Below are 13,570 nucleotides of genomic sequence, written 5' to 3'. Positions count from 1 at the left end.
GTCGGCGCGTGCGGCTCACTCCGTGGTGCCGGACCATTGCCGGGCGGCTCTCTGCCATCGTGTAATCCGTGATGCAGGTCTCACTACCCCCGGACGGGGGTGTGCGGCACCACGCCGCGCGGAAAGGGCGAGAACGTGGCGGCAGACGCGGCCGGAACGGTGGAGATTCGCGGTGCGCTGGCGCGGCTGCGGCGGACGACGGGGCTGCCGGTCGCCTTCGGCGGTCTGCTGGAGCCGGGGCGGCAGCGGATGCGGATCAGCGAGTTCAGCGGTGCGGCCGGCCTCGCGCTGCGCGGCCTGGCGGTGACCTCGGGAAACGGTCTCGGTGGCAAGGCGGTGGCGCTGGCCCGCCCGTGCGCGGTGACCGACTACTCCCTGTCCCGGCAGATCAGCCACGAGTACGACGCGGCGGTCGCCGAGGAGGGCCTGCGCTCGGTGCTGGCGATCCCGGTGATCGTGCGGCGCCGGGTGCGCGGGGTGCTGTACGGCGCCCTGCGCAGGGCCGAGCCGCTCGGCGACCGCACGCTGACCGCGGCCGTGCAGGCGGCTCGGGACGTCGAGCAGGCGCTGGTGGTCGGTGACGAGGCGCGCGACCTGCTGACGGCGGCCCGGCCGGCCGCCCCGGGCGCGGGCCCGGGGGCGGAGGCGGGCGCGGGGGCCGGCCGGGAGCAGGTCCGCGAGGCGCACACGGCGTTGCGCGCCCTGGCCCCGCGGATCACCGACCCGGTCCTGCGCGCGGAACTCCTCGAGGTCTGCGGGCTGCTCGCGGCCGGCCCGGCACAACGGCCGGCGGGGCAGCCGGTCGTCCTGGCCCCGCGTGAGCTGGACGTGCTGGCGTGGGTGGCGGCGGGGGCGACGAACGCGGGGGTGGCCGAGCGGCTGGGGCTGCGTCCGGAGACGGTCAAGGGTTATCTGAGGTCGGCGATGCGCAGGCTGGGCGCGCGCACCCGGGGAGAGGCGGTGGTCGCGGCCCGGCGGGCGGGCCTGCTGCCCTGAACGCGGGGGTGCGCAACACGCCCGTAGCGCGGGCGGTGCAGGATGCCCGGGAGCGGCGATCACATCGAGCCAGGGAGGCCCCACACGACATGTGACCATTCATTCGCTGTCTCCATGAATTTCCCTATGCGTCACGTTGTTATATGCCTCACCACGCCGCGTCTCCGAATTTCAAAGAGACGTTGCCTAGAATTTGGCCCGGACACGACACTCGGAGGGGAGCGGTGACCGTGCGACGGGACTTCAAGGAGCCTGCCAGATGCCGCCCCGACCTGGTCATCGGCAGGGACGAACTGTTCACGGCCGCCCGTGACCAGCTGACGCGCGGTGGCAGTGTGCTGCTGCACGGCCCGGCCGGAATAGGAAAGTCGACCGTGCTGCGGGCATTGGCCGCGGATTACGGCGAGGCGGCCCACACCGTCCTGCGCTGCTCGGCGACCGAGTCCGAATCCCATCTCCCCTTCCTGGCTCTGGCCGACCTCTTCGGCCTGGTGCTGGACGAGATCTCGGACAAGCTGCCCGTCGCCCAGCGCACGGCCCTGGAGTCGGCGCTCACCGGCCGGGGCGAATCGACCCTCCAGCGCGACGGGCTCGCCCTGCGGCTGGCCGTGCTGTCGGCCCTGCGCGCCCTCGCCGCCGCGGGCCCGGTCCTGCTCGTCGCCGACGACCTCCAGTGGCTCGACTCGGCCAGCGCCGAACTCCTCGGCTTCGCCGCCCGCCGCCTCGGTGACACCCCCGTCCAGCTGCTGTGCGCGGTGCGGACCGAGGACCAGGAGTACGACCGTCATCTACGCGCGTCCCCGCCGGACACCCTCGCCGTCCGGCTCAACCCGCTCTCCCGCGCCCAGGTCTCCGCGCTGCTCGACCACCGCGGCTACTGCGACCTGCCCCGCTCGACGATGCGGGAGATCCACCGCACCAGCGGCGGCAACCCGCTCTTCGCCCTGGAGTTGGGCCGCGCCCTCGGCGAGAGCCCGACGCCGCCCCGGCCCGGCGAGCCCCTCCCGGTGCCGACCTCGCTGCGCGCCCTGGTCCTCAGCCGCCTCGACATGCTGTCCGACGACGCCCGCCGTACCCTGCTCGTGGCCAGCGCCGGCGCCCGCCCCACGCTGGCCCTGCTGCACGCGGCCGGCCGTGAGAACGCCGAGGCCGAGACCGCGCGGGCGGCGGCCCTCGGGCTGCTGGCGACGGAACCCGAGGGTCCCGCCGTACGGTTCGCGCATCCGCTGATCTCGGCCGCGCTGTACGCGGAGGCGCCCGCCCAGGAGCGCCGGGCCGCGCACGCCGCGCTGTCCACCGCCGCCTCCGATCCGATCGAACGGGCCCGCAACCTCGCCCTGGCCACCACCGGCACCGACCCCGAGGTCGCCGCCCGGCTCGCCGAGGCCGCCGCGCTCGCCCGCGACCGGGGCGCCCCCTCGGTCGCCGCCTCCCTCGGGCTGCTCGCCGCCCGGCACACCCCGCCGGACGGCACTCCGGCCCCGGACGACCGGCGGCTCCAGGCCGCCGAGGACGCCATCACCGCGGGCGAGGTGGACCTCGCCCGGGACATCGCGCGCGAGGTGCTGACCCGGGCGACCGTGCCCGCCGAACGGATCCGCGCCTGGGAGGTGGTGATCGAGGCCGCCGGGCAGTCGCTGGGCGAGGTCGACGCCGTCTTCCCGCAGGCCCTCGCCGACGCCGGAGACGACCCGCGGCTGCTCGCCCTGGTCCACTACCGGCTGGCCTGGCGCAAGCTGATCGTGGAGGGCGACTTCGCCGAGGCCCGCGAGGAGGCCGCCCACACGGCCGACCTGGCGGCCCGCGGCGGCGACCGGCGCACCGAGCTGATGGCGCTCTCCTTCCAGGCCTCGACCGAGACCCTGATGGGCCACCCGAACGCCCCCGCCACCATCAAGCGGGCCCTGAGGGAACCCCAGGACCCCTACGTGGCGTGCCATCACAACGGCGTCGGGGCCGCCCGGTTCCGCTGGCTGATGATGAGCGATCAGCTGCCCGAGGCCCGGGCGACCATCACCGCGCTGCTGCGCGAGGTGCGCCGGCGGGGCATGGTCGAGAGCGAGGTGCACTTCCAGCGCTTCCTCGCCGAGACCGAACTGCGCTCCGGGCACTGCGGGCGCGCCCTCGACCTGGCCCGCGAGAGCCTCCGGCTGGCCCGGGACTCCGGCATCGGGCTGGGTGCCTCCGCGATGCTCGCCTCACTCGCCGAGGCCTCCGGGGGTGAGGTCGACCGGGCCCTGGCGCTGGCCCGTGAGGCTGCGGGCAAGGCCGAGGAGGACGGCGACCAGATGTACGTCTCCCGCGCGCTGGCCGCGCTGGGCCACGCCCAGTTGGTGGCCGGGGACGCGGCGGGCGCCGTCGGCTCGCTGCGGCGGGTGCGGGAGCTGGAGCTCGGGCTCGGCATCACCGACCCCGCCCGGGGCCGCTGGCAGGGCGACCTCGCCGAGGCGCTGGTCCGGGTCGGCGAGCCGGGCGAGGCACAGGACGTCATCGACGTGACCCGCGAGCACGCGCTCCGGCTGGGCCGGGAGAGCGTGCTGGCCGTGCTGGACCGGGCGGAGGCCATGGTGCGGGCGGCGCTCGGCGACCACGAGGCGGCGCTGTCCCGGCTGACGTCCGTTCAGGACCGGCTGGCCAAGCTGGGGTACGGCCTGGAGGAGGCGCGGGCGGCGTTCGCGGTGGCCGTGCTGCGCACCGGGCGGCCGGGGCCGACGTCGTACGACGAGGCGGCACGGTTGTTCCGGCGCTGCCGGGCGCTGCCCTGGCTGCGCCAGGTGGAGGCGGCGGCCGCGGCGGCCGCCCCCGGGACGGCCGCCGTGCCCCGGCAGACGGCTCCCCCGTCCGACGCGCTGGAGGGGCTCGCCTCGATGGAGCGTCAGGTCGCCGCGCTCGTCATGGAGGGGGCGACCAACCGGGAGATCGCCGCGCGGCTGTTCATCAGCGTCAAGACGGTCGAGGCGACCCTGACCCGGGTCTACCGCAAGCTGGGGATCCGTTCGCGGGTGGACATCGTCCGACTGGCGGCGGGGCGTCACGCGAAGTGAGGAATCCGCGGGTTAACTGCCCCTCAGGGGCTCCCCGCCCGTAGCGGGTGCGGGGCCCCGCGCGCCGGGTTCGCTGAGGGACCCTTCGGCGGCGGCTGGGGCTTTCCTGAGCCGACCGAGGGTTTTCCCTGCCCCAACTCCCTTAGGGGGTTCCCTCATTGGGGGGAACGGGTGCCGGGTCCTAGTTTAAGGGACGTGCCGCTCGCCCGGGCATACGGGGGTCGGTCCCGCGACCCCCGTGTCACCCCCCACGCCCGCGCGACCCCCCACCGGCAACCCCCACCGAGGAGATCCATGTTCGGGCTCAACCGGTTCAAGAAACCCGCCGCCGTCCTCGCGGCGACCGCCGCGGCGGCGGCGACCGCACTGCTCAGCGCCCCCACCGCTGTCGCAGCGCCCCAGCCGATCGTCGGCGGCACCACGACCACGACCACGACGTACCCGTTCATGATGCAGATCACGGACGCCTCGCAGAACCAGTTCTGCGGCGGCACCCTCGTCTCGGCGACCAAGGTGGTCACAGCCGCCCACTGCATGGTCGGCGAGACCACGAGCAGCGTGCGCGTCGTCGGTGGGCGCACCTACCTCAACGGCACCAACGGCACGGTCAGCCGGGTCAGCAAGATCTGGATCAACCCGGACTACACGGACGCCACCAACGGTGACGACGTGGCCGTCCTGACCCTGTCGACGTCGATGCCGTACACCACGGCGTCGTACGTCTCCTCCTCCCAGACCGGGGTGTACGCGACCGGCGCCACCGCCCGCATCATCGGCTGGGGCACCACCTCGGAGAACGGCAGCTCCTCCAACCAGCTGCGGACCGCGACCGTCCCGATCGTGTCCGACACCAGCTGCAAGAGCTCCTACGGTTCCGACTTCGTCGCGACCGACATGGTTTGCGCCGGATACACATCCGGCGGCGTAGACACCTGCCAGGGCGACAGCGGCGGTCCCCTGCTCATCGGGGGCGTCCTGGCAGGGATCACTTCTTGGGGCGAGGGCTGCGCGGAGGCCGGTTACCCGGGTGTCTACACCCGGCTGACCACCTTCTCCAGCCTGGTGACGACGCAGGTCAACTCGTAGCCCGTCACCGCCTAGCAGTCTCCGAGAACTCCTGAGCACCCCTCAGGGAAAGACCGGGGGGCGCTGCGAGCCTCCACGAGCGGCCCGCAGCGCCCCCTCTCCAAGCCCTCACCGGCCTCCGGTGGGGGCTTCTCGTCGTCCGCCGGCGGAGCGCGCGGTCACGGCCGTACGACGGTCCCGAAGCGGATGTCACCGGGCTGCCCCGGGTGCATGACGGCCAGCATCCGCTCGCCCTCGGCGGTGACCTCCCGCCGCTGGGCCGCGGTCAGGGTGCCGAAGGGCTCGACGACCAGGGTGTCCTGCTCCCGTTTCCACAGGCCCGCCAGGAAGCCGTCGACGAGGAGGGTGCAGTACGCCTGGTTGCCCTGCCAGGAGCGGCCCCAGTACTCGGCCGGGACGACCCGGGTGCGGTCGGCGTGGGACAGGAGGAGGTTGTCGAACTCCGGGAGGAAGCGGGGCGGGGCCGGGGTGCGCGGATCGGGGCGCGGCGCGTCGGGGAGGTCGAAGAGTTCGACGCCCTGCTCGTCGCGGAAGGTGAGCAGGCGCGGGCGCAGGCGTTCGAAGGCATCGCGCAGCCGGGTCAGGCCGGCCCAGGTCTGCATGTCCTTGACGGAGGCCGGACCGAAGGCGGCCAGATAGCGCAGGACGACGGAGTCCGCCGTCGGGGCGGGCTCGGCGGGCCGACCCAGCCAGTGCTCGGCGGTGGTGAGCGTGACCTGCCCGCTCCTGCCCCACAGTCCGCGCGGGGTGACCTGGACGAGCGGCAGCCGGCAGCGGGCGGCGACGGCGAGGGAGGAGGGGTCGGCGTCCGGCCACTCGGCGGCGAGCGCCTCGCGCAGCTGCTTCATGGTGCGCGGCTCGGTCTCGACGAGGTCGCGGGCGAGGGAGGCGAGCCGGTCCAGGTCGACTCCGGCGAGGCCCTTGCGGAAGTAGGTCAGCTCCCGGTCGCGCGCGGGCTGGACGAACGGCCGCAGCGACAGGCAGTCGTCGGCGGTGTGGGTGTGGATGGTGGACCGCATGCTGACGATACGGACCGCGTCCCGGTCGGCCATCAGCGTCGACAGTTCCTCCGGGGCGAACCCGTCGAGACGCGCGGCCAGCGCGTAGTACGGCGGCTTGACGTTCTGCGCCTGGAGCCCCAGCAGATGCTCCACGGCGGCCCCCGCGGACATCGACGACGGCCGCAGCAGCAACTGCCGTTCGAGGGTGGCACGGTTGAGAGCACGAGCGCCGAGCACGGGACCCGCGGGGTACGTCGTCTTCGTCATGTACGGCAACGTAGCGGGGGTCGCGGACACCTTCGGTCCGCAATGCGCTCGCGTCGGCGCGGTCGGGCCCGTGGTGGATACCGGAGTCGTGTGGACGTCACCCACACGCGAACTGACTATCGGAAAGAGCGGCATTATTCGGACTAGCTTTCGCATATATTAATTTAATGGATGATCTTCTTTCGAGGTGTGGCAAACTCCGTCCAGCAACGGAGCAAGGCGGGGAGTCACCATGTCACCAGCCCGGTCGGACTTCGGCCCAGAACTGCGCCGGAAAAGGCACGAGTCCGCGATGTCGCTGGCCCAACTGGCCGCTGACGTCTACATCTCGAAGTCGTACCTGAGCAAGATCGAGCGCGGACTCGCCACACCCACGGGCAGGATCGCCCGAGCGCTCGACGCCAAGCTTCGCGCGAAGGGAGAACTCGCCGCGCTGCTGGCACCGGGACCGTCCGAAAGCCGGAACGGGGACTTCCTCTCGTCCGCACCGATGGACGCCGTCTCCTGGTCGTTCCATCTGCACGACGACGGAGAAAGCGACTTCACATCCCTCGGCCCGGTCACCTCGCCGACGGGCAGGGCGCCCGCGGTCGTGGCGCACACCGCCATCACTCTCGGCGGGCACGAGGCCGCGACGGTGGAAGCGGCACTGCCGGTGTTCCAGAACCTGTTCCGTGAATACCGCCGGCTCGGCCAGTTCTCCGGCCCGGCGGTGGTACTCCCCCTGAGCACGGCGGCTACGGCCACTCTCCGCGGCTTGGGGCGCAGCACTCCGCTCGCGCACCGGGGCGCCGTCCTGCGGCTCGCCGCACGTTTCGCCGAGTACACGGGCTGGATGTGGCAGGAGGCCGGTGACGATCGGGCAGCACGGTGCTGGACCGACCAGTCGGCCGAACTCGCCGAGGCCGTCGGCGACCAGGAGCTCGTGGCGTACACCTTGCTGCGGCGGGCCGAACTCGCCCTGTATCAGGATGATTCGCACGCCACCGTCGCACTTGCCAGGGCTGCGGAGACGCGAGCCGGGGGCCGCCGTATCCGGGCACTGGCCGCGCAGCGCGAGGCTCAGGGACACGCGCTTCTCGGCGACGAGGACGCCTGCCGCCGGGCCCTGGACCGGGGCGCCGACCTCATGAACGAGCCGTGGCCGCACGGGGACGGCGATCCGGCCCTGGGCGGCACGCATCTTCCCGACCTCACCGCCTTCGTCACAGCCTGGTGCATGAGGGAGCTCGGCCGACCGGAGGCCGCGGTCACCCTGCTCGACACCGGCCAGCACGCCATCGCGCCGCACGCCGCGCGCGCCAGGGCCCGCCACGGAGCGCGGCTGGCCCTGGCCCTGGTGGACGCTGGCGAGATCGAGCGCGCCTGCGTGGTGGCCGAGTCCGTGGCCCGCGACGTCGTGACGACCGACTCGGCCACCGTACGGACCGACGTGAGACAACTCCGGTCGGCGCTGACCAGCCGGAACAGACACGCCGCGGCCCGTGATGTCCTTCCCGTCATCGCCGCCAGCCTGAGCGGCAACCTTGTACCGCACCCGCACGGAGGCTCCGGGGTCTGACCTGCCCGCGCGGCACTCCCGCTGCGGGCCGGTCGGACACGGGCCTCGCGAGATCTCCCGTGCGGCCGGGCTCCCCCGTCACCTCCCGCCCCCACGCGTGTCCCCGCGGCCGCCTGTGTCCTGTTGCCGACGGAAGTGTCCCCAGGCAACACCGTTGACCGCCCTCCAGACGGCTGAAAACGTCAGGTTCACCCACCTTGCTCAGCCACGCGGCGGCCTCGCGCATGCCCGATGCCGCCGCGGGCGAGCCGCCGCATCCCCTCCCGCACAGAACGAGGAGCAGCATGGCCCCCAACATCTTCATCAACTTCCGTCGCGCGGACACGGATTGTGTCGGCCCGCAACTCGACAGCGCACTCCGGAACGAGTTCGGCGCGGAGGCAGTGTTCCGGGACCAGCGCAGCCTCCTCCACGGCCTCGACTACCGGAAGCAACTCGAACGAGCCGTCAGGAAGTGCGACCTCCTGCTCGCGGTCATGGGATCCCGCTGGGCATCCGTGCAGGACAACGCCGGCCGGCGTTACATCGACGACGCAAACGACTGGGTCCGCAAGGAGATCGCTCTCGCCCTCGCCTACGAGACGCCCGTCATTCCCGTCCTGATCGACAACGCGCGACTCCCCGACACCAGTGAACTCCCCTCCGAACTACAGGCCTTGACGCACCATCAGGCGTGCTACTTCCGGCCGCACCAGGAACACATCGACCTCCCGCCCCTCATCGCCGCGATCCGCAGGACGATCCCCGATCTACGTCACGCGCGGAGCAACCGCGAGAGCGAAGGCACAGGGGCAGACGGCGCAACCACCTTCAACATCGACCGGATCAGCGGCGGCAGCCACATCTACGGTGGCTCGCGCAACACGATCAACAACCACGGCTCCGCCGCCAGGACCCCCGCATCCGTCCCCGAGGACGACGACCAGGGGCGCCCGTGAGCACGAGTCCAGAACTCCCGGCGGAGGGCGTCGGGAGCGAGACCGGCCCCGCCGCCTCCGAACCGGACCTGCCCGTCGCGGAACTCCCGCACCAGTACGACGGCGCCGGTGAGCCGGGCCCTGTCCCGCACGACCCGCGACAAGGCGGCGGCGCGGAAGCGTCCTCCGACGAACGCGAACCCGCGAGACATCGCGACGACGGTGGCGTCAGGGACGACCGCCAGGAGGCCGGGGGCGCCTCGCGCTCCTCCGGCACACAGCTGCCCGGGCTTCGGTCACCGCGGGCCGCCCGGGACGAGGGCGACACGGACGAGCAGATCTCCCCCGAGAACTTCTCCTTCATCATCCGCCATGCCACCGGCAACGCGAATGTCCACGGCGGCCACAACAACACGGCGTTCTCCCTGAACCTGAACGGCCCTCAGCCCGTCGAGTTCCAGCAGACGCCGCTGGCCTCCGACGACATCCAGCAGCGCCACCGATTGCACCGACCGGTCCCCGATCACCCGATGATGGCCGACTGCCTGAAGAGGAGCCACCTCGTCCTCCTGATCGGGCCGAAGGGGAGCGGACGGGACACCACGGCCCGGGTCCTGTTGGCCGACGCCTGCGCCGGCGACCGCGTCGCCGTGCTGTACAGCGGGGGTACGGGGCTGGCACAGGCGCTGGCCGAGCAGGCCGACCTGCATCTCACCCGGGGGTACGGCGTCGTGCTGGACCTGGGCACCGAGCTCCCCACACCGGCCACGCTTGAGTTGCTGGCGCTGCGAGCCGGCTCGATCGGGGCATCCGTGGTACTCATCGCGGAAGGCGCCGGAGCCGAGATCGACACGTTGTCACCGTATGCGTTCCGGCACACCGGCCCCGAGCTCAAGCAGGTGCTCGAGGCGCATCTGGAGTCCGCGCTTCAGCGGCACCGTGCCGAGGAGCACACGGGGGACCACTGCCCGCAGCACGCTCTGCGCGAGTTCCTGCGCGACGTCCTTCGGGACCCGCGCGTGAACGACGAACTCGGTGCGAACCTGCCGGTCCGTGAGGCCGTGTCGCTGGCCGGCACGCTGGCCACCTTCCTGCACCGCCCCCCGGAGGAACTCGGCCAGGCGTTCGGCGCCTGGCGCAACCGGCTGCGCACCCTGGCCCGGAACCTGCTCGGCCTGACCGCCTCCGCGAACGTTCTCGACCCTCATGAACAGCCGTTGCGCATCGCCTACGTCCTCTGTGACGGCCTGCCGCTGTCCGACTTCATCCGCGTGGGAACACTGCTCTGTGACGAGGTGCGGCGGGCCGAGACCCGGGAAGCCGCCCCTGAGCGCCGGGTCTTCGACCTTGCTCTGGACCGGTTGGCCGAGTCCGGCGCGGGCGTCGCCGCGTCGCCGGACCCCGGGACCGACAATCCGCGCCGTGTCCGGCTGGCGGAGCCGGAGCTGATGGCGAGCTTGATCGAGGTCGTCTGGCACGGACCGGGGTGGCTGCGGGCACCGCTGTTGCGGTGGCTGCAAAAGCTGACCGAAGACCGGCTGGAACGAGTCCGGTCACGGGCCTCGGTCATCGCCGGCCTCCTGCTGCGCCACGACTTCGACAGCGTCTACCGGGATCTGGTGCAGCTCTGGGCCCGCAGCAAGTCGGCGCGGGACCGGCAGTACGCCGCCCTGGCCCTCGCGGTGGCCGTCGGGGCCGAGGACCCGTGGCTGACGGCGCGGATCGATCGGCAGGTCGCCGACTGGGCCCGCAGCCCCTCACCACAACTCCAGGACAGCGCCGCCCGCACCTACGGCACCGTGGTGGGCACCCGGGACGTTCGGGGCACACTGCGGGCGCTGGAGGAACTCGGCGGCCGGCGCACACCCGTCCGCTACGCCTCCGTCGCCTACGCGACCGCCGCGCTGTTTCTGACGCCCGACGGCGCCGAGCCGGTGGCCGAGGCACTCGGCCGGTGGGTCCGGCATCCGGACAACGACGCGTCCCCGCTCCGGCACGCGGTCGGGACCCTGATCGTGCTCGGCCCGTACGCCGTCGGGCCGGAGCTGCCGTCCCGGCCGGCGCTCGTCGGCCAGGCCATGGCCGACCCCGAACGGGCCGCGTCCCTGCTGCTGTTGTGGCAGCACGCGCTGGTCGACCCGGCCTACTCGGGGCTGGCGTGGGCCTTGCTGGAGCAGTGGCTGCTGGCCGGCGACAGGGACGGGGAACTGTGCCTGTTCCTGGAGGGGTTCGTACCGGATTTCTCCTCTGCCGAGCTCCTCCGCCGGGCCGACTTCCATGTCGCCCGCATGGCCCGGCAACACCCGGCCTCCACCTGCGTACGGCGCGTCCTGCGCGCGATCCATCGGCGTCAGCGGCCCTGAGGACCGGTCCCCTACACACCCACGCCCCATGTCCCCGCCGAACCAGTCACAGGAGGATCATTCATGCGACGACGACCCAAAGGTCTGTTCGCCACGGTACGCGAAGCGGTGCGCAAGTGGTGGCGCTCGATGTATGACGACAACGGCGAGACGCAGACGGAAGACACCTGGTCGGACGACGAGACCGACGGACCGGTACCCCGCAAGAAGGTCTCCGTGCAGTCGTCACCTCAGGAGAGCCCTCTCGCCATGGCGGCCCACGGCGACGTGTTCTCCTTCCAGGTGTTCCCCACATTCCGGTGGAGCAGCAGGGAGATGTCCCGGGACACGCTGAGGACGCGGGTCCGCCAGCACGAGGCGACGGCGCGGGAGGAACTGCTCCGGGTCGCCTGGACCACCGCGCGCGACTGTGCTCCGGACGACCCGGTAGCCGCCGAGCGGGCGATCAACGCCAAGCTCGCGACGGACGGCAACTGGTGCTTCGACGACACGCAGGGTCTTGTCCGCTGCACGCCGTCGGTCCGGGTGCGGGTGGATCCGGCCGTACGTGACCACGTGCTGAAGTACCACCTGGAGGAGCTGACGCTGAAGGAGACGCTTCGGGTCGGCGAGTTCAGGGCGAAGCGGGCGCGGGAGCTCACCGAGGCCTGGCTCGAAGTGATCAAGGACCTGGAACTGCTCGGCGAACTCGACGCGCACAAGCGGCGCCTGCTCGTGCCGTTCGCCGCCACTTTCGCCGACGCGGACTTCCACATGGTGATGTCGGCCCTGCACAAGGACCGGCTCACCAGCGTCCAGGCGCTGCTCCAGGCACTCGAGGGCGCGAGCAGCGCACATCAGCGTTCCGGCATGTATGAGTTCGCGGCCGCATACGACACGGCGATCTACGCATTTCGTATGGAGATGGGCCTCAACCCGGGTTCCTGGGGCGGAGGCGTCGTCATGGCGGAGGGATCGGACCTGTGAGGACCTCCTTGGTCGCCCGCGCGGCCGGATCCCTGGCACCCGTCGTCCTGCTCGCCGGTCTGCTGGCCGGCTGCGGCACGGACGACCCGAAGGCCGGCTGCGACTGGATGAAGGACCAGGCGCCCGCCTCCGATGCGGGCGGCACCGTGATTCTCGTCGACGGTTCGGCGTCCGTACGCGGCAGCGCGTCCGACGCCGGGGGCCTCGACTACGCCCCGGCGATCGATGCCCTGCTGAAGGAACGGGTCCAAGCGGGCGACACCTTCTCCGTCGGAACCTTCGCGGGCACCCCCGGCGACGTCGACTGGGTCTACCGGAACAGGTCCGCCGACTGGAAGCGGAGCGCGCGCAGCTCCGGCAACCGGGAGAGCAACCGGGACGGCGCGATCGGCTGCCTCACCGACGACGTCACCACCGCCCAGCGTGCGGTCCCCGCGAACGGGGGCACCGATGTCCTGGCCGCGCTGGGGACCGGCGCCGGCCTGTTCCACGATGTCGAGGGTCCACGGCGGCTCGTGGTGCTGAGCGACGGGCTCTCGACCGCCGGGTGTGCCGATCTTCGCCCGGCCGTTTTCGGCTCCGAGCCGGAGATAGAGGCCATCGTGTCGGTGTGCGCCACCCAGGGCGAGTTCGCCGAACTGCCCGACCTCGGCGGCGTCGACGTCACGTTCGTGGGTCTGGGTCACTCGGCCGGGGAGCAGCCGTCGGCGAACCAGGCCCAGCGCGCCTGGCTGGCCCGCCTCTGGAAGACGCTCTGCGAACGTGCGGGCGGCACCGGGACGACGTGTACCACCAGCGACACCCCGGTCGGCTCGGCGCACGCACCCGACTCGACCGGTCAGGTCCCGGCCGACCCGGTGGTGCCGTACCGAGACGGCCGCTCCCGCACGTACCCCCTGCCGGGCGCCGCGTTGTTCGACACCGACTCGGCACGGCTGCGTCCGGCGGCCACGGCGCCGCTCACCGGCATAGCGGTCCGGGCCCGCACCACACCGGGGCTGGACCGAGTCGAGGTCGACGGCTACGTGGACCCGCGCGGCGGATCAGGCAATGACCGGTCGCTCTCGCAGAGCCGCGCGGACGCCGTGGCCGAGGTGCTCGTCGCGCACGGGGTGCCCGAGTCGCACGTCTCGGCCTACGGCCGGGGTGTGTCCCCGGGATGCTCCGCCGTCAGATCCACCGAGGACATGTCCGCGAAGGAGCGGTTGCAGTGCGACCGCCGTGTGGACGTCCGCGTCTTCTGGAAGTGAGGTCGGACATCACACCATGAACGTAAACGGCAGCAACGGTTCCGGACGGACGGATCCCCTCGACGCGCCCGTACCCTGCACCAGGCCGCTCCTCCCCCTCGTCGGAGAAAACGGGCACC

The 13,570-nt window shown here is 72.3% G+C and carries 9 protein-coding genes; 8 read left to right on the top strand and 1 reads right to left on the bottom strand.

Going from position 1 to position 13,570, the window contains the following annotated elements:
- Positions 1–135 precede the first annotated feature (135 nt).
- The 3 genes from AOQ37_RS30270 to AOQ37_RS30260 all read left to right on the top strand — a co-directional run bounded on the left by AOQ37_RS30270 (position 136) and on the right by AOQ37_RS30260 (position 5,126).
- Complete coding sequence (locus AOQ37_RS30270) at positions 136–996, top strand: helix-turn-helix transcriptional regulator (RefSeq protein WP_062649042.1); 861 nt, start codon at positions 136–138, stop codon at positions 994–996.
- A gap of 224 nt (positions 997–1,220) precedes the next feature.
- Positions 1,221–4,040, top strand: coding sequence for a helix-turn-helix transcriptional regulator (locus AOQ37_RS30265; RefSeq protein WP_062648937.1), 2,820 nt, complete (start codon positions 1,221–1,223; stop codon positions 4,038–4,040).
- 294 nt (positions 4,041–4,334) lie between these two features.
- Positions 4,335–5,126: a S1 family peptidase gene (locus AOQ37_RS30260; protein WP_057605978.1), complete on the top strand. Its 792-nt coding sequence runs from the start codon at positions 4,335–4,337 to the stop codon at positions 5,124–5,126.
- A 158-nt stretch (positions 5,127–5,284) separates the two neighbouring features.
- Here the strand turns inward: AOQ37_RS30260 and AOQ37_RS30255 are convergent, their stop codons facing one another.
- Positions 5,285–6,394, bottom strand: a complete 1,110-nt coding sequence (locus AOQ37_RS30255) for a winged helix DNA-binding domain-containing protein (protein WP_062648935.1) — start codon at positions 6,392–6,394, stop codon at positions 5,285–5,287.
- Positions 6,395–6,626: 232 nt separating this feature from the next.
- Here AOQ37_RS30255 and AOQ37_RS30250 point away from each other — a divergent pair, with 232 nt between their 5' ends.
- The 5 genes from AOQ37_RS30250 to AOQ37_RS30230 all read left to right on the top strand — a co-directional run bounded on the left by AOQ37_RS30250 (position 6,627) and on the right by AOQ37_RS30230 (position 13,451).
- Positions 6,627–7,955: a helix-turn-helix domain-containing protein gene (locus AOQ37_RS30250; protein WP_063781192.1), complete on the top strand. Its 1,329-nt coding sequence runs from the start codon at positions 6,627–6,629 to the stop codon at positions 7,953–7,955.
- A gap of 284 nt (positions 7,956–8,239) precedes the next feature.
- Positions 8,240–8,893, top strand: a complete 654-nt coding sequence (locus AOQ37_RS30245) for a toll/interleukin-1 receptor domain-containing protein (RefSeq protein WP_062648931.1) — start codon at positions 8,240–8,242, stop codon at positions 8,891–8,893.
- Positions 8,890–11,235, top strand: a complete 2,346-nt coding sequence (locus AOQ37_RS30240) for a hypothetical protein (RefSeq protein ID WP_062648929.1) — start codon at positions 8,890–8,892, stop codon at positions 11,233–11,235. The genes AOQ37_RS30245 and AOQ37_RS30240 overlap by 4 nt, the downstream gene beginning before the upstream one ends.
- A gap of 63 nt (positions 11,236–11,298) precedes the next feature.
- Positions 11,299–12,201, top strand: coding sequence for a hypothetical protein (locus AOQ37_RS30235; protein ID WP_062648927.1), 903 nt, complete (start codon positions 11,299–11,301; stop codon positions 12,199–12,201).
- Entirely contained in the window at positions 12,198–13,451 is a 1,254-nt protein-coding gene (locus tag AOQ37_RS30230; protein ID WP_062648925.1) for an OmpA family protein, read from the top strand. Before AOQ37_RS30235 ends, AOQ37_RS30230 begins: the two co-directional genes overlap by 4 nt.
- Positions 13,452–13,570 lie beyond the last annotated feature (119 nt).

Origin of the sequence: Streptomyces maremycinicus (assembly GCF_001184025.1) — a bacterium.
Lineage (GTDB): Bacteria > Actinomycetota > Actinomycetes > Streptomycetales > Streptomycetaceae > Streptomyces > Streptomyces maremycinicus.
Note: the sequence above shows the minus strand (reverse complement) of the source record. Positions and strands in the feature narration are given on the sequence as shown.